The sequence below is a fragment of the Actinomycetospora sp. NBRC 106378 genome, assembly GCF_030269685.1.
GTDB lineage: Bacteria > Actinomycetota > Actinomycetes > Mycobacteriales > Pseudonocardiaceae > Actinomycetospora.
In genome coordinates this window covers 85,633-99,625 of the sequence record NZ_BSTT01000019.1, presented here as the reverse complement: position 1 = coordinate 99,625, position 13,993 = coordinate 85,633, and the positions used below count along the sequence as shown (strand labels likewise).

At 73.8% G+C, this 13,993-nt stretch carries 21 protein-coding genes; 6 read left to right on the top strand and 15 right to left on the bottom strand.

Translation table 11 applies throughout. The features are described from left to right. Nucleotides 1–5: 5 nt before the first annotated feature. The 4 genes from QSK00_RS27780 to mrf all read right to left on the bottom strand — a co-directional run bounded on the left by QSK00_RS27780 (nt 6) and on the right by mrf (nt 2,691). Complete coding sequence (locus QSK00_RS27780; protein WP_285596273.1) at nt 6–746, bottom strand: aspartate/glutamate racemase family protein; 741 nt, start codon at nt 744–746, stop codon at nt 6–8. Between the two features lie 117 nt (nt 747–863). Continuing rightward, a complete protein-coding gene (locus QSK00_RS27775) occupies nt 864–1,205 on the bottom strand; it encodes a hypothetical protein (protein WP_285596271.1) in 342 nt (113 codons plus the stop codon). Beyond that, entirely contained in the window at nt 1,202–1,453 is a 252-nt protein-coding gene (locus QSK00_RS27770; RefSeq protein ID WP_285596269.1) for a type B 50S ribosomal protein L31, read from the bottom strand. Before QSK00_RS27770 ends, QSK00_RS27775 begins: the two co-directional genes overlap by 4 nt. Next, nucleotides 1,450–2,691 carry a ribosome hibernation factor-recruiting GTPase MRF gene (mrf, locus tag QSK00_RS27765; RefSeq protein ID WP_285596266.1) on the bottom strand — a complete coding sequence of 414 codons (1,242 nt, stop codon included), beginning with the start codon at nt 2,689–2,691 and terminating at the stop codon, nt 1,450–1,452. Before mrf ends, QSK00_RS27770 begins: the two co-directional genes overlap by 4 nt. A gap of 62 nt (nt 2,692–2,753) precedes the next feature. Here mrf and rpmG point away from each other — a divergent pair, with 62 nt between their 5' ends. The 5 genes from rpmG to rpmJ are packed head-to-tail and all read left to right on the top strand — an operon-like array spanning nt 2,754 to nt 3,835. Then, entirely contained in the window at nt 2,754–2,918 is a 165-nt protein-coding gene (rpmG, locus tag QSK00_RS27760; protein ID WP_285596265.1) for a 50S ribosomal protein L33, read from the top strand. Next, a complete protein-coding gene (rpsR, locus tag QSK00_RS27755) occupies nt 2,918–3,163 on the top strand; it encodes a 30S ribosomal protein S18 (RefSeq protein WP_285596263.1) in 246 nt (81 codons plus the stop codon). Before rpmG ends, rpsR begins: the two co-directional genes overlap by 1 nt. After that, on the top strand, nt 3,163–3,399 hold the full coding sequence (gene rpmB / locus QSK00_RS27750) for a 50S ribosomal protein L28 (RefSeq protein WP_285596261.1): 237 nt from the start codon (nt 3,163–3,165) through the stop codon (nt 3,397–3,399). Before rpsR ends, rpmB begins: the two co-directional genes overlap by 1 nt. Next, nucleotides 3,399–3,704, top strand: coding sequence for a 30S ribosomal protein S14 (gene rpsN, locus QSK00_RS27745; protein WP_285596260.1), 306 nt, complete (start codon nt 3,399–3,401; stop codon nt 3,702–3,704). The genes rpmB and rpsN overlap by 1 nt, the downstream gene beginning before the upstream one ends. An 8-nt stretch (nt 3,705–3,712) precedes the next feature. Beyond that, nucleotides 3,713–3,835: a 50S ribosomal protein L36 gene (rpmJ, locus tag QSK00_RS27740; protein ID WP_285596258.1), complete on the top strand. Its 123-nt coding sequence runs from the start codon at nt 3,713–3,715 to the stop codon at nt 3,833–3,835. Here the strand turns inward: rpmJ and QSK00_RS27735 are convergent. From QSK00_RS27735 to QSK00_RS27710, 6 genes are all read right to left on the bottom strand, one after another. Then, nucleotides 3,826–4,059 carry a hypothetical protein gene (locus tag QSK00_RS27735; protein ID WP_285596256.1) on the bottom strand — a complete coding sequence of 78 codons (234 nt, stop codon included), beginning with the start codon at nt 4,057–4,059 and terminating at the stop codon, nt 3,826–3,828. The two genes, rpmJ and QSK00_RS27735, sit on opposite strands and share 10 nt — an antisense overlap. A gap of 29 nt (nt 4,060–4,088) precedes the next feature. Then, the gene (locus tag QSK00_RS27730) at nt 4,089–4,442 is read right to left on the bottom strand and encodes a PRC-barrel domain-containing protein (RefSeq protein WP_285596254.1); all 354 of its coding nucleotides are present in this window, start codon (nt 4,440–4,442) and stop codon (nt 4,089–4,091) included. 316 nt (nt 4,443–4,758) lie between these two features. Beyond that, entirely contained in the window at nt 4,759–5,817 is a 1,059-nt protein-coding gene (gene mnmA / locus QSK00_RS27725; protein WP_285596296.1) for a tRNA 2-thiouridine(34) synthase MnmA, read from the bottom strand. Between the two features lie 38 nt (nt 5,818–5,855). Beyond that, nucleotides 5,856–7,067: a cysteine desulfurase family protein gene (locus QSK00_RS27720; RefSeq protein ID WP_285596252.1), complete on the bottom strand. Its 1,212-nt coding sequence runs from the start codon at nt 7,065–7,067 to the stop codon at nt 5,856–5,858. A gap of 156 nt (nt 7,068–7,223) precedes the next feature. Next, nucleotides 7,224–8,180 (bottom strand): electron transfer flavoprotein subunit alpha/FixB family protein, encoded by a 957-nt coding sequence (locus QSK00_RS27715; protein ID WP_285596250.1) that lies wholly within the window; start codon nt 8,178–8,180, stop codon nt 7,224–7,226. 34 nt (nt 8,181–8,214) lie between these two features. Then, nucleotides 8,215–8,997, bottom strand: coding sequence for an electron transfer flavoprotein subunit beta/FixA family protein (locus tag QSK00_RS27710; protein ID WP_285596247.1), 783 nt, complete (start codon nt 8,995–8,997; stop codon nt 8,215–8,217). Nucleotides 8,998–9,222: 225 nt separating this feature from the next. On the opposite strand from QSK00_RS27710, the gene QSK00_RS27705 reads away from it, so the two are divergent. Then, entirely contained in the window at nt 9,223–9,378 is a 156-nt protein-coding gene (locus QSK00_RS27705; RefSeq protein ID WP_179794337.1) for a hypothetical protein, read from the top strand. Here the strand turns inward: QSK00_RS27705 and QSK00_RS27700 are convergent, their stop codons facing one another. Genes QSK00_RS27700 through QSK00_RS27680 form a run of 5 tightly spaced genes read right to left on the bottom strand, consistent with a single transcriptional unit; the run spans nt 9,379 to nt 13,858 of the window. After that, a complete protein-coding gene (locus tag QSK00_RS27700; protein ID WP_285596246.1) occupies nt 9,379–10,593 on the bottom strand; it encodes a metal-dependent hydrolase family protein in 1,215 nt (404 codons plus the stop codon). It abuts the gene before it with no gap. Continuing rightward, nucleotides 10,590–12,020, bottom strand: coding sequence for a sodium:solute symporter family protein (locus QSK00_RS27695; protein WP_285596244.1), 1,431 nt, complete (start codon nt 12,018–12,020; stop codon nt 10,590–10,592). The genes QSK00_RS27700 and QSK00_RS27695 overlap by 4 nt, the downstream gene beginning before the upstream one ends. Further along, the gene (locus QSK00_RS27690; protein WP_285596243.1) at nt 12,017–12,211 is read right to left on the bottom strand and encodes a hypothetical protein; all 195 of its coding nucleotides are present in this window, start codon (nt 12,209–12,211) and stop codon (nt 12,017–12,019) included. Before QSK00_RS27690 ends, QSK00_RS27695 begins: the two co-directional genes overlap by 4 nt. 16 nt (nt 12,212–12,227) lie before the next feature. Then, nucleotides 12,228–13,415 carry a M20 metallopeptidase family protein gene (locus QSK00_RS27685; protein ID WP_285596241.1) on the bottom strand — a complete coding sequence of 396 codons (1,188 nt, stop codon included), beginning with the start codon at nt 13,413–13,415 and terminating at the stop codon, nt 12,228–12,230. A gap of 56 nt (nt 13,416–13,471) precedes the next feature. Then, nucleotides 13,472–13,858 (bottom strand): hypothetical protein, encoded by a 387-nt coding sequence (locus QSK00_RS27680; RefSeq protein ID WP_285596239.1) that lies wholly within the window; start codon nt 13,856–13,858, stop codon nt 13,472–13,474. Nucleotides 13,859–13,993: the final 135 nt, after the last annotated feature.

Genomic DNA, 13,993 nt, shown 5'->3' with positions numbered 1-13,993 from the left:
CCCGGTCACGGCCCGTCCCGGCCCCCGTCCGGGAAGGGCCAGCCGTCGATGCGCTTGGGCCGCGGACGACCGAAGGTGCGCACCTTCGAGGTACGCAGGTCGAGCCGGACCAGGGACTCGGCGATCGTCACCGCGGCGGTGACGCCGTCGACCACCGGCACCCCGGTGGCGGCGGCGACCTGCTCGTCGAGCCCGGCCATGCCCCCGCAGCCCAGACAGATCACCTCGGCGTGGTCCTCGACGACGGCCGCCCGCGCCTGCGCGACGATCGCCGCCATCGCGGCGGCGGGATCGCGCTCGATCGCCAGCACCTCCAGCCCGCTCGCCCGGACCGAGGCGCAGCGACGGTCGAGCCCGGCCAGCAGCAGGCGGTCCTCGATGAGCGGCACCGTGCGGTCGAGCGTCGTCACCACCGAGTAGCGGTGCCCGAGGAACTGGGCGGTGCTCGCGGCGGCGTCGGTGATGTCGACGACGGGGACGTCGAGCATCTCCTGCAGGGCCTCGCGGCCGTGCTCGCCGTAGCCTGCCTGGATCACCGCGTCGTACGGCCCGGGGTAACGGAGCACGGCGTCGGCGACCCCGAGCGCGGCGAGATGACTCTCCAGGTTGCCCTCGACCGACTCGGCCCCGAACCGGGGCGTGAGTCCCACGATCTCCGTCCCGGACGCGGCGACGGTCCGGGCGGACGCGGCGATCGCGGCGGTGACCGACTCGGTCGTGTTGACGTTGACGACCAGGATGCGCACGTCGTCCTCTCCGATCCGTCGACGGGAGGACCATTCCACCCGAGGTCACGGGCGGGTTCCCCGGGCACGGCCGGGATCGCCGGACGGCCGCCGAGTGCGACGGGCTCGAGGCCGCGATCAGGCGGAGAGCACTCCCGCGACCAGGTGCGACGGCGCGGGCGACGGCGCGCCCGCCCGCAACCAGGCACAGCACTCGGCCACGTCGGCCGCCTCGTGCAGCGGGCCGACCACGAGCGCCGGGCCGGTCGGGCGACGGTGGACGTCGCAGGGCTGCACCAGGACGGTCGCCCCGGCCGAGGACGTCCCGGTCGAGCAGCCCTGCAGGCACCCCGACCGCACGAGGATCCCGTGCGGGGTCGCGCGGATCGCGGCCCGCAGCGCGTCGTCGCAGTCGTGCGGGGAGGCGGCCGCGTGCGGGCAGGCCTCCACCCCGCAGGCGACCACCGTGACGCCGTTCACCGGCGGCCGTACCGCCGGTTGAACTTCTCGATCTGGCCACCGCGCTCGACCGGGCGGGCGGTGCCGGTCCAGATCGGGTGCGACGACGAGGAGATCTCGACGTCGAGCACGGGGTAGGTCTCGCCGTCGGTCCAGGTGATCGTCGGCAGCGTGCGGGTCCCGACGACGGTCGAGCGGGTCAGGAACGTCTCGCCGCTGGTCTGGTCCCGGACGACGACGGGGCCGTAGGTGGGATGGATGTCCTTCATGCCTGCTCTCCTCGTTGCTGGTCGCTCCCGACGACGGGCCCCTCGAGCTCCTCGCAGGGATCGGTGTGACTGATGCCGAACGGGTCGGGGTAGGCGCGCCAGGCCTCCTCGCCCGCGGCGAGCTCGTCGTCGGTGAGCACCGCGAGGTCGAGGGCGGCGATGATCTCGGCCGGGTCCGCGTCGTGGACCAGGACGACGAGCTGCTGCTCCCGGTCACCCCAGCGGTCGTCCCACCGCAGGGACGCGGACGCGCGGCGGAGCTCGTCGACGTCGTCCCAGGCCAGGGAGTCCGCGAGCCAGCGGCCCGCCATCCCGATCTGCAGTCCGCCGCCGGCCGACTCGATCCACAGCGCGTGCTCCGGCCGCGAGGCCACCCAGACCCGGCCCCGGACGCGGACGGTGCCGGTCAGCAGCACGTCGAACGCCTCGTGCAGCCGCTCCGGGTGGAAGGGCCGGCGCAGCCCGACGTGGAGCAGGGACACCCCGACGTCGCGGGTCAGCGGTGGCTGGCCGCGCAGCAGCGGGCCGTGCGGGTCGTCCGGGACCCCGCGGCGGGCGTCCGGGTGCAGCTCGCCGAGCACCGGGGTGACGTCCGGGACGCCCGCGGCCGCCGCGGGCACGTCGAGCCGCCGCGCCTGCGGCGCCAGCCGGGCGAGGACCGCGTCGCGGCGCACCCGCTCCCAGGGATCCGGGCTCCCGACGACGACGAGGACGTCCGCGAACTCCGCGTGCCCGACCACGATCTGGGCGATCGTGCGGTCGTCGTCCTCGGTCAGGGCGGCGCCGCGGTCGGCCAGGGCCTCCTCGGAGCCGGCGTCGTCGAGCCAGGTCGGGCCGTCGAGCACGGCGACCACCCCGACGAGGTCGAGGACCTCGGTGACCGGCCCCGACCGGTCGTCGGGAACGACGTGGGCGAGCGCCTCGCAGACCGGCTCGGGCTCCATCCCGGGGTCGAGCAGCAGGACGACCCGCCCGACGTCGGGATCGGCGGCGAGCGCGATCAGCAGCGGCAGCAGGTCCTCGCGCAGCGTGCAGGACACGCACCCGTGGGCCAGTTCGAGGGCGGAGACGGTCCACCGACCGTCGCGACGGACGGCGCGGGTGACCACGCCCTCGCCGAGTCTGCGCAGGTCATGGGCCACGAGCACGGTGTGCGGGTCGGCCGTCGCCACCGCCTCTCCGGTGGCGAGCACGGCGTCGCGGTCGACCCCGCAGACGATCACCAACGGGTCCTGCATCGGGGAATCCTCCTCGGTCGGCTAGTGTTAATGATAATCGATACCAACACGGAGGAGGAGTGATGGCTCGCAACGAGCTCCGACCGGTCGTCAAGATGCGGTCCACGGCCGGCACCGGGACGACGTACGTCACCCGGAAGAACCGGCGGAACGACCCCGACCGGCTCGTGCTGCGCAAGTACGACCCGCGCGTCCGGCAGCACGTCGACTTCCGCGAGGAGCGCTGATGGCCGGCCGGGCGGCCCGTGTGGGGCGGCCTCCGAAGAAGAAGGCCAACCCGTTGCACGCGCGCGGGATCGGCACGGTGGACTGGAAGGACACCGCGCTCCTGCGGACCTTCGTGTCCGACCGCGGCAAGATCCGGTCCCGGCGCGTCACGGGGCTGACCGGCCAGCAGCAGCGTCAGGTCGCGACGGCGATCAAGACGGCGCGCGAGATGGCGCTGCTCCCCTACACGTCCACGGCGCGCTGATGTCGCGGACGTGCCAGGTGACGGGGCGCAGGCCGTCGGCCGGGAAGAACGTGTCGCACTCGCACCGGCGCACCACCCGCTGGTTCGAGGTCAACGTGCAGTCCAAGCGCTACTGGCTGCCCTCGGAGAACCGCTGGGTGCGCCTGCGGCTCTCGGCGAAGGGGATCAGGACGGTCGACCGGGACGGCATCGAGTCGGTCGTGGCGCGGCTGCGCCGGGGCGGGGAGAGGATCTGATGGCGAAGCGCAGCAAGATCGCAGCGAACGAGCGGCGGAAGACCACCGTGGCCCGCTTCGCCGCCCGCCGGGCCGAGCTGAAGGAGATCGTCCGGCACCCGTCGTCGTCGACCGAGGCCCGGGCGGCCGCCGTCGCCGAGCTGGCGCGCCAGCCCCGCGACGCGAGCGCCACACGGGTGCGCAACCGGGACGCGGTCGACGGCCGGCCGCGCGGCCACCTGCGCGCGTTCGGCCTGTCGCGCGTCCGTCTGCGCGAGTACGCCCACGCCGGCTACCTGCCCGGCGTCACGAAGTCGAGCTGGTGAGGAGTGCGATGAAGGTCCGTGCGTGGCTGAAGGCGTTGAAGCAGAAGCCGGGGTCGTCCGTGGTGCGCCGCCACGGCAAGGTCCTGGTGATCAACAAGCTGAACCCGAAGTGGAAGGCCCGTCAGGGCTGATCGGTGACCCGCAGCAGGAGGGCGAGGAAGGCATCGGCCTGCAACCGCCCTCCGCTGCGGGGCTCCTCGCCACGGCGGACGTCGTCCTCGCGGAGCTCGTCGCCGACCCGCGCGAGCGCCCGGAGCAGCGTCTCGGCGAGCTCCGGGGCGATGTCGCCGGTCAGCTCCAGGTCGCCGTCGTCCCGACGACGGGTCCGGACGCTCGCCAGCGCCTCGCGCAGCACCGCGCGAGGCTCACCGGCGACCTCGTCCGTCAGCGCCGCGCCAGCCGCCGGCCGGTGCCCGGGGCGGCCGGGATGCCGTAGTGCTCGAAGATCGCCGGCTCGTCCGACGCCGGCAGCTCCCCGTCGGTGTCGATCGACGGGGCCTCCTTCGCGAGGTCCTTGTCCACCGTGACCTTGACGTGGTCGGGGTGGACCGTCGCCCCGTGCAGCGGCACGAAGACCAGCCGCTTGCCGGAGAACATCCCGGTCGTCACGGTGACGAACGCGGGCTCGTCGGTGGCGGTGTCGTAGTACACCGCCTCGAGGTCACCGATCTTCGACCCGCTCGGGTCGACGACCTTCTTGCCCAGCCAGTCGCGGATGTTCTCGGCCTCGAAGCCCATGGCGGCTGATCATAGGGCTCCGGGGTCCCGACGACGGGTCGGCGCGCGCCGGGCAGCCCGACGCCTTGTCGTGGTCCCCGACCCACCGGCCCTCGTCTTGTCGTTGTGATTCACAACGACAGGACGATCGGGCCGACGCACCTGGCCGCGACAGGACCCGCCGTCGGGCCGTGGCATCCAGCGAGCATCGTGTTGCGCCCCGCCTCGCGGCCGCACCCCGCGCCAGGGTGCCCCAAGATCCTGTTGGGCCGCGCGAAGTGCTCGCTCAGCGAACGCTTCGCGCGGCGCGACAGGATCTCCGGCCCCTGACCTGTCGTCAGGACGTGGCGGCGATGGTGGCCGAACCGAGCACCCGGTCGCCGTCGTAGACGACGACCGCCTGTCCCGGCGCCACCCCGCGCAACGGGGAGCCCAGGGTGACCGCGAGCCCGTCGTCGTGCACCTCGACCGACGCGGGCGCGAGACCGCCGTGCGCGCGGACCTGCACGGTCACGTCGTCGCGCCGCCCCGTGGGGCCGTGCCAGACGGGCGGCTCGGTGGTCAGCGCCGTCACGTCGAGCGCCTCCGCCGGGCCCACCTGCACCTGCCGGGACACCGGCTCGATCCCCAGCACGTAGCGGGGCCGGCCGTCGGGGGCCGGCCGCGAGAGGCCGAGGCCGTGGCGCTGGCCGACGGTGAAGTTCTGCACGCCGCCGTGCCCGCCGAGGACCGCGCCGGACACCGCGTCGACCAGCTCCCCCGGTGCGTCGGGGACCCGGTCGGCGAGGAAGCCCCGCGTGTCGCCGGACGGGATGAAGCAGATGTCGTGACTGTCGGGCTTCTCGGCGACGACCAGGCCCCGGGCGGCGGCCTCGGCGCGCACCTCGGACTTGAGCGAGTCGCCGAGGGGGAACATCGCGTGGGCCAGCTGGTCGGCGGTGAGCACGCCCAGCACGTAGGACTGGTCCTTGTCCGGGTCGGCCGCCCGGCGCAGCGCGCCGTCGGAGAGCCGCGCGTAGTGACCGGTGGCCACGGCGTCGAAGCCCAGCGCCCGAGCCCGGTCGAGCACGGCCGAGAACTTGATCTTCTCGTTGCAGCGGAGGCAGGGATTCGGGGTGCGCCCGGCCGCGTACTCGGCGACGAAGGGTTCGATCACGTCCTCGCGGAACCGGTCGGCCATGTCCCAGACGTAGAACGGGATGTCGAGGACGTCCGCGCACCGGCGGGCGTCGCGGGAGTCCTCCATCGAGCAGCAGCCGCGGGCGCCCTCGCGCATCGTGGCGGGCTTCGCCGAGAGCGCGAGGTGGACGCCGACGACGTCGTGCCCCGCGTCCTGCGCGCGAGCTGCGGCGACCGCGGAGTCGACGCCGCCGCTCATGGCCGCGAGGACGCGCAGCGGGGCGGAGCCGGACCGGGTGGTCGAGCCGCGCACCGTCAGGACCCCACCCGCTCGCCCGCGCGGGCGAGGGCGCCGCGCGCGCGCTCGACGACGGGTCCGATGGCGGCGACCGCGGCGTCGACGTCGGCCGCGGTGGAGGAGTGCCCGAGGGAGAACCGCAGCGAGCCGCGGGCGGCGGCCTCGTCGACGCCCATCGCGAGCAGCACGTGGGAGGGGCGCGCGACCCCGGCGGTGCAGGCCGAGCCGGTGGAGCACTCGATCTCGTGCGCGTCGAGCAACATGAGCAGGCTGTCGCCCTCGCAGCCCGGGAACGAGAGGTGGGCGTTGCCGGCGAGGCGGGCGGGCCCGCCGTTGACCGCGGGCGCGTCGAGCGGCACCCCGTTCAGCGTCGCGTCCGGGACGACCTCGATCAGCCGGGCCACGAGGTCGTCGCGCAGGGCGGCGAGCTCGACGGTGCGCCGCGGGACCGCGGCGACGGCGGCCTCGACGGCGGCGGCGAGCGCCACGGTGCCGGCGACGTCGAGCGTGCCCGAGCGGACGTCGCGCTCCTGCCCGCCGCCGTGCAGCAGGGGCACGCAGGTCGCGTCGCGTCGCAGCAGCAGCGCGCCGACCCCGACGGGGCCGCCGAGCTTGTGCCCGGTGAGCGACAGCGCGTCGGCGCCGGAGGCCGCGAAGTCGACGGGGAGGGACCCGACGGCCTGCACGGCGTCGGTGTGCAGCGGCACGCCGAACTCGTGGGCCACCTCGGCGAGGCCGCGGACGTCGTTGACGGTCCCGACCTCGTTGTTCGCCCACATGACGCTGACCAGCGCGGTCTCGTCGCCGTGCGCCGCGAGCTCGGCCCGCAGGACCTCCGGCGTCACGCGCCCCACCGCGTCGACCGGCAGGACCACGAGCGTCGCGCCCTCGTGGTCGGCGAGCCACTCCGCGGCGTCGAGGACGGCGTGGTGCTCCACGGCCGACACGACCACCCGGGTGCGCCGGGCGTCCTGCGCCCGGCGGGCCCAGTAGAGGCCCTTGACGGCGAGGTTGTCGCCCTCGGTGCCACCGGTCGCGAGCACGACCTCGGTGGGCAGGGCGCCGACGGCGTCGGCGATCGTCTCGCGGGCCTCCTCGACGTCCCGGCGGGCGCGGCGGCCCGCCGTGTGCAGCGAGGAGGGGTTGCCGACGCGGCCGAGCGCCGTCGTGTACGCGGCGACGGCCACGGGAAGCATCGGCGTGGTGGCCGCGTGGTCGAGGTACGTCATCGTCCGTCGAGCGTAATCCCCCTCGTGGCGTGCGCACCCGTCGATGTCCGACGGACCACGCCGGGAACGCGCGCGGGGTCCCGGAAACGCGTGAGGGGAACCCCCGGGCCGCAGGAGCGGCCGAGGGTTCCCCTCACGCGAGTGGAGCGAGGCGGGTCAGGCCCGCTTGCCGACCTCCTCGGTCAGCTGCGGGGCGACCGAGAAGAGGTCGCCCACGATGCCGAAGTCGGCGATCTCGAAGATCGGGGCCTCGGGGTCCTTGTTGACCGCGACGATGGTCTTCGAGGTCTGCATGCCGGCGCGGTGCTGGATCGCCCCGGAGATGCCGAGCGCGATGTACAGCTGCGGCGACACGGTCTTGCCGGTCTGCCCGACCTGGAACTGGTTCGGGTAGTAGCCGGAGTCGACGGCGGCGCGGGAGGCGCCGACGGCGGCGTGCAGCGAGTCGGCGAGGCCCTCGACGACGTTGAAGTTGTCGGCCGAACCGACGCCGCGGCCCCCGGCGACGACGACCGACGCCTCGGTGAGCTCGGGGCGGTCGCCACCGACGATCGGCGCCCGGTTGGACACCTTGGCCGACTTCGCGGCGTCGGTGGCCGGGACCTCGACGGTCTCCTGCGTGCCGGCGGCCGCGTTCTCCTCGACCTCGAGCGAGCCCGAGCGCCACGAGACGATCGCGGTGTCGGTGGTCGCCCGCGACTGCACGGTGAAGGCGCCACCGAAGATCGAGTGGGTGCCCGCGCGGTCGCCGTCGATGTCGACCAGGTCGTTCAGCCAGCCCGAGTTGGTGCGCACGGCGAGGCGGCCCGCGACCTCACGGCCGTCGGCGCCCGCCGGGATCAGCACGGCCGGCGGGGAGACCCGCTCGACCAGGGAGGCCAGCACGTCGACCTGCGGGGTCGACAGGTAGTTGACCGTGTCGTCGGACTCGGCGACGTAGATCTTCTCGGCGCCGTGGGCGGCGAGGCCCTCGGCGAGCTTGGTCGCGGTGCCGGGCGTGCCGACGACGACCGCGGACGGCTCGCCGATGCGGCGGGCCGCGGTCAGCATCTCGTAGGTGTTCTTCTTGATCTCGCCGTCGACGTGGTCGACGAGGACGAGTACCTCAGCCATGTCTGTTCTCCTCGCTTGACTCGTGGACGGCAGCTCAGATGAGCTTCTGGCCGACGAGGTACTCGGCGATCTTGGCGCCGCCGTCACCCTCGTCCTCGACCTTCTGACCACCCGACTTCGGGGGCCGCGGGGCGAAGGAGTCGACCTGCACGAGCGAGCCGGCGAGCCCGACCTCGGAGGCGTCGAGGCCCAGGTCGGCGATCCCGAGGGTCGTGACCGGCTTCTTCTTGGCCGCCATGATCCCCTTGAACGAGGGGTAGCGCGGCTCGTTGATCTTCTCGCCGACGGAGACGACGGCGGGCAGGGAGGCCTCGAGGTCGCTGGTGCCCTCGTCGGTCTCGCGCTTGGCCTTCGCCGTGCCGTTCTCGACCGTGAGCTCGTTGGCGTGAGTCAGCGACGGCCACCCGAGCAGCTCGCCGAGCATGCCGGCCATCGCGCCGCTGCGGCCGTCGGTGGCCTCGTTGCCGGCCAGCACCAGGTCGACGTCGCCGACGGTGCCGATCGCCTTGGCGAGGACCTTGGCGGTCGCGATCGCGTCCGAGCCGTGGATGGCCTCGTCGTTCACGTGCACGGCCTTGTCCGCACCCATCGAGAGGGCCTTGCGGATGGCGTCGGTGGCACGGTCGGGGCCGGCGGTGAGGATGGTGACCTCGGCGTCGCCGGCTTCCTTGATCTTGAGCGCCTCCTCGACGGCGCGCTCGTTGATCTCGTCCAGCACCGCGTCCGACGACGCGCGGTCGAGGGTCTTGTCGCCGTCCGAGAGCTTCCGCTCGGACCAGGTGTCGGGCACCTGCTTGATCAGAACCACGATGTTCATGGTCGTTCGTGACCTCCTGTGCTCACGTGCTGACGGTTCCCGCGGACCTCGTGGCTACCGGCGGGTAACAACGCCACTGATCCGACTGTCCCACGTCCTCGTCGCCGGAGCGACGTGGCGTACCCCTCTCATGTTACCCGCGAGTAGGTAGTAGGGAGCTACTGGCGGGTAACTTACGGCCCGTACGCTGAGGCGGACACAACGGATTCCCGGTAGGAGATCGCCGTGCCCGGACTGTTCAGCAAGGTCTCTGAGTTCCTCAAGAGCCCGCAGGGACGCAAGTACACCGACCAGGCGAAGCGCTACGCCTCGGACCCGAAGAACCGGCAGAAGGCGCAGGACCTGTTCAAGCGCTTCGGCGGTGGGGGCAAGAAGCACTGATCAGGTGAGGGCCACCGCCCGGCCGTCGCGGAACACCGCGCGCAACCGGGCGGACAGCTCGTCGAGGCCGCCCGCGCCGGTCAGCGCGCCGTCGAGGACACACAGGTCGGCGACGAGTCCCGGCGCCACCCGGCCGGTCTCGTCGCCCCACCCCAGGAGGCGCGCGCCGGCCGAGGTGGACGCCGCGACGACCGCCTCCGGCGTCATCCCGCACGCCGCCATGAGCGGGAGCTCCTCGAGGTTGCGGCCGTGGGGCCCGACGCCCGAGTCCGTCCCCATCGCGATCCGGACGCCCGCGTCGACCGCCCGCCGGACGGAGTCGAGGTGGACGTCGACGACGGCGGCGGCCTTCGCGACGACCTCGGGTGGCAGTCGCGCTCCCCGTTCCGCGGCCTCGAGCACGGCCCGGGGCGCGACGAGCGTCGGCACCAGCACGGTGTCGTGCTCGAGCATCAGGGCGATCGCCTCGTCGTCGAGGAAGATGCCGTGCTCGATCGAGCGCACCCCGGCCCGCACGGCGTTCTTCACCCCGAGCGCGCCCTGCGCGTGCGACATCACCTCGCGCCCCTGCGCCGCGGCCTCCGCGACGACGACCGCGATCTCCTCGGGCGAGAACTGCGTGTGCTCCGGGTCGTCGCCGGGCGAGAGCACCCCGCCCGTCGAGCAGATCTTGACGACGTCGGCGCCGGCGCGCAGCACCTCGCGCACGGTCCTGCGCACGCCGTCCACGCCGTCGCACACCCCGTCCGGTCGGCCGGGGTGCGGGAGGGAGAGCGGGACGCAGTGCCCGGAGGGCAGCCAGCCGTCGGAGTGGCCGCCGGTCTGACCCAGGATTGAGACCGCGATGCGCATCCGGGGCCCGTCGACGAGCCCGTCCTCGACCGCCCGGCGGACTCCGGCGTCGGCGCCGCCCGCGTCCCGCACCGAGGTGACGCCCGCGCGGAGGGTCGCGGTGAGGTTCCGGGCCGCGGCGAAGAACTGGTAGCTGAACGGCGTCGCGAGCCGGGCCATCAGGTCGACCCCGGAGCTGGTGACGTGCACGTGGGCGTCCACGAACCCCGGCGTGACGGTGGCCCCGGTGCAGTCGAGGGCCTCGTCGCCGTCGAGACCCGACCCGACGTCGAGGATCCGCCCGTCCTCGACGACGACGTCCGCCCGGGCGGCCGGCGCGCCGGTGCCGTCGAGCACCGACCCGCCGTGCAGCAGCAGCCTCACGTCGCGACCTCCTCGAGCTCGGGCTCCGGCGCCCGGGTCCGTCGCTCGAGCAGGGCACCGATCCCGACGACGACGAGGTTGGGCACGAGTGCGATCAGCCCCTCGTTGATCGTGCCCGCGTAGGGCCCGAAGGTCAGCACCACGACGACCACCTCCCCCACCACCAGGCCCGCGAGCACGGGCCGCAGGCCGACCCACCGTCGCGCGAACAACGCCAGGACCAGAGCGGGGACGAGCTGGTCGAGCCCCGAGTAGGTCAGCAGCAGGAGGTTGGCGAGCAGGTCGGGCCGCACGATCGCGAGGACCAGGGCGAGGGCGGTCAGCCCGACCACGGACGCCTGGTTGACGCGGGTCTCGGCGCGCGGCGTCGTCGTGCGGACGACGTTGCGGGCGACCAGCGAGGACATCCCGATGATGAGGCCGGCCGCCGGGACCATGGCGGTCGCGGCGGTCGCGACCACCACCACGCCGACGAACCACGACGGGAAGGTCTGCGCGGCGAGCGTGAGGAGTGCGCCGTTGCTGCTCGTCGTCGGCGGGAGGCTGGTGAGCGCGACGAAGCCGATGATCATCGGGATGATGAGGCAGACCGAGTAGACGGGCAGGAACGCGTAGTTGCGGCGGACCGCCCGCTCCGAGCCCGCGGAGAGCAGCGCCGGCCACATGTGCGGCAGGGTCAGGAACAGCACCCCGAGGGTCGAGGCGACGGTCGAGGAGATGAAGTACCCGGCGTCGTACTCACCGGCGTGGATCGTCAGCATGCGCGGCGCGTCGGCGAGGACCCGCTCGAACGTCGCCCCGATCCCGCCGTTGACCTCGGCCGGGATGACGATCAGCAGGACGAGCAGCACGACGAGCATGAGGGCGTCCTTGAGGTAGGACGTCGTCGCGACCCCGCGGATCCCGGCCCACAGGACGAAGGCCACCGTGAGGACGAAGGCCACGACCATGCTCACGGTGCCGTTCGCCTTCGCGCCGGAGGCGAGCTGGACGGCGAGTCCGAGCCCGGTGATCTGCAGCTGCAGGTAGGGCAGCAGGAAGACCACGCCCAGGACGGCCACGAGCGTGCCGAAGGCGCGGGACCCGAAGAAGTCGCCGAGGAAGTCGGCCTGCGTCACCTGGCCCCGCTCCCGGGCCCGGCGCCACACGACCGGGGCGAGGAAGTACAGGCCCGCGTACGCCAGCGGGACGTAGGGCAGGGCGTAGAGGGCGGCCGCGCCGCCGGCGAAGGCGAGCCCGGCCATGCCGAGGAACGTGAAGGTGGTGAACACCTCGCCGGCCTGCAGGAACCACATCGTCCAGGCCCCGAAGCGCCGCCCCCCGACCGCCCAGTCCGAGACGTCGGTGATCGCGCCCCGACGCCCCGCGAAGCCGACCGCGGCGATGACCACGATGCCGATCGCCGTGACCACCAGGACGGTGCTCATTCGCCGTCCTCCCGCCGGGTGAACTCCAGCGCGGCGAGCACGGGGGTGATGAGCAGGACCAGCACGCCCATCCAGACCATGATCGAGGGCAGCCCGAACCACAGCGTCGGGGCGTTGACGAACCCGAGCAACGGGGCGGCGAGCAGACCCAGGGTGATCACCCCGAGCAGCGCGTAGCAGGTGGGACGCACGGCGACCTCCGGTTACCTAGACGGCGTCACGCTCCAGTGCGCGGCGGGCGAGCTCGGCGTGCAGGAGCACACCGTCGGACATCACGGACTCGTCGAAGACGGCCCGCGGGCTGTGGTTGGACGGCGTCCGATCGGGGTCGCCGACCGCCGCGCCGAGCAGGCAGAACGCGCCCGGCACCCGGTCGAGGACCCGGGAGAAGTCCTCCGCACCCGCCTCGGGGTGGGCCATCTCGACGACCCGCTCCGCCCCGAGGAGTTCGCCGGCGACGCGGGCGGCGAAGGCCGCCTCGGCACCGTCGTTCACCGTGGCCGGGTACTCGCCGGCGACGACGACGTCGGCCTCGCACCCGTGGGCCCGCGCGATGTCGTGGCACACCTGCGGCAGCAGCTCGAGCATCCGCTCGCGGGCCGCGGCCGAGAAGGTCCGGACGGTCGCCTCGAACGACGCCGAGTCGGGGATGATGTTGCTCTTCGTGCCGCCCTCGATCCGGCCGACGGTGAGGACCACGGGGTCGAACACGTCGAAGCGGCGGGTGACCATGGCGTGGAGCCCGGAGATGACCTCCGCGAGCGCCGAGATGGGGTCGCGGGTCCGGAACGGCGACGACCCGTGCCCGCCGGCCCCGTGCACGGTGACCCCGACGGTGGCGCGCGCGGCCATCACGGTGCCGGGGCGGGTGTTGACGGTCCGCGGGGTGTAGGCCGAGGCCATGACGTGCAGGCCGTAGGCGCTGGACACGCGCGGCCCGGCCGCGTCGAGGACCCCCTCGTCGACCATGTACGACGCGCCGTCCCAGCCCTCCTCCCCCGGCTGGAACATGAACACGACGTCGCCCTGCAGCGCCTCGCGATGCGCGCTCAGCACCCGGGCCGCGCCCACGAGCATCGCGGTGTGCAGGTCGTGGCCGCACGCGTGCATCGCACCGGCGACCTCGCTGGCGAACGGCTCGCCGCTCTGCTCGTCGACGGGGAGGGCGTCCATGTCGCCGCGGAGCAGCACGGCCCGGTCGCGGCTCGCGCCGCGGAGGACGGCGGTGACGCTCGTGGTGGAGGTACCCGTCGTGATCTCGAGGGGCAGTCCGTCCAGCGCCGCCAGGACCGTCTCCTGCGTGCGCGGCAGCTGCAGGCCGATCTCCGGGGCGCGGTGCAGCCGTCGCCGGAGTTCCACGAGGTCCCCGGAGACGGCCTCCACGTCGTCGCGCATGGATGCGGAAGCTACGCATCCACCGGGCCGTTCGTCACGCGCGGCCCGGGTCGGCGTCACTCCGGCCGGCGGTGCCGTCCCCCGGGCTCGCGCACGGGATGCGGGACACGGACCGGCCGCGAGGGCGGGAGCGCGAGCATCTCGGGCGGGGCGGCGATCGCCCGCTGCCCCGGGGTGGCCATCCGGGCCTGCAGCAGGCGCACCAGCGCCTCGTACCACTGCACCAGCACGTCCCACGGCGTCGGCCCGGGCGGCCGGGACTCCCGGCGACGGCGGGTCATCGCGTCGCGGCAGGGTCGGCACACGTGCGCGGCCGTGGCCCCGAGCGGCGCCGGGTCGACCACGACCCCGCACAGGCCCATCGGCGGCGCGCCGGTGCGGTTGGCCTGCTCGAGCTCGGTGGCCATCACGGCGTGCTCGGTGCGGTCCGAGCAGGAGGTCATCGACAGCGGACGGTCACCGGGCACGGGAGGCGGCCAGGCACCCCACGCGCCGGAGGGCACCTCGCCGACCGCTGGACGCGCGCTACGGACCATTCGGCGCGCGTCGGTCGTCATGTGTCCATTCTGCGGCCACTC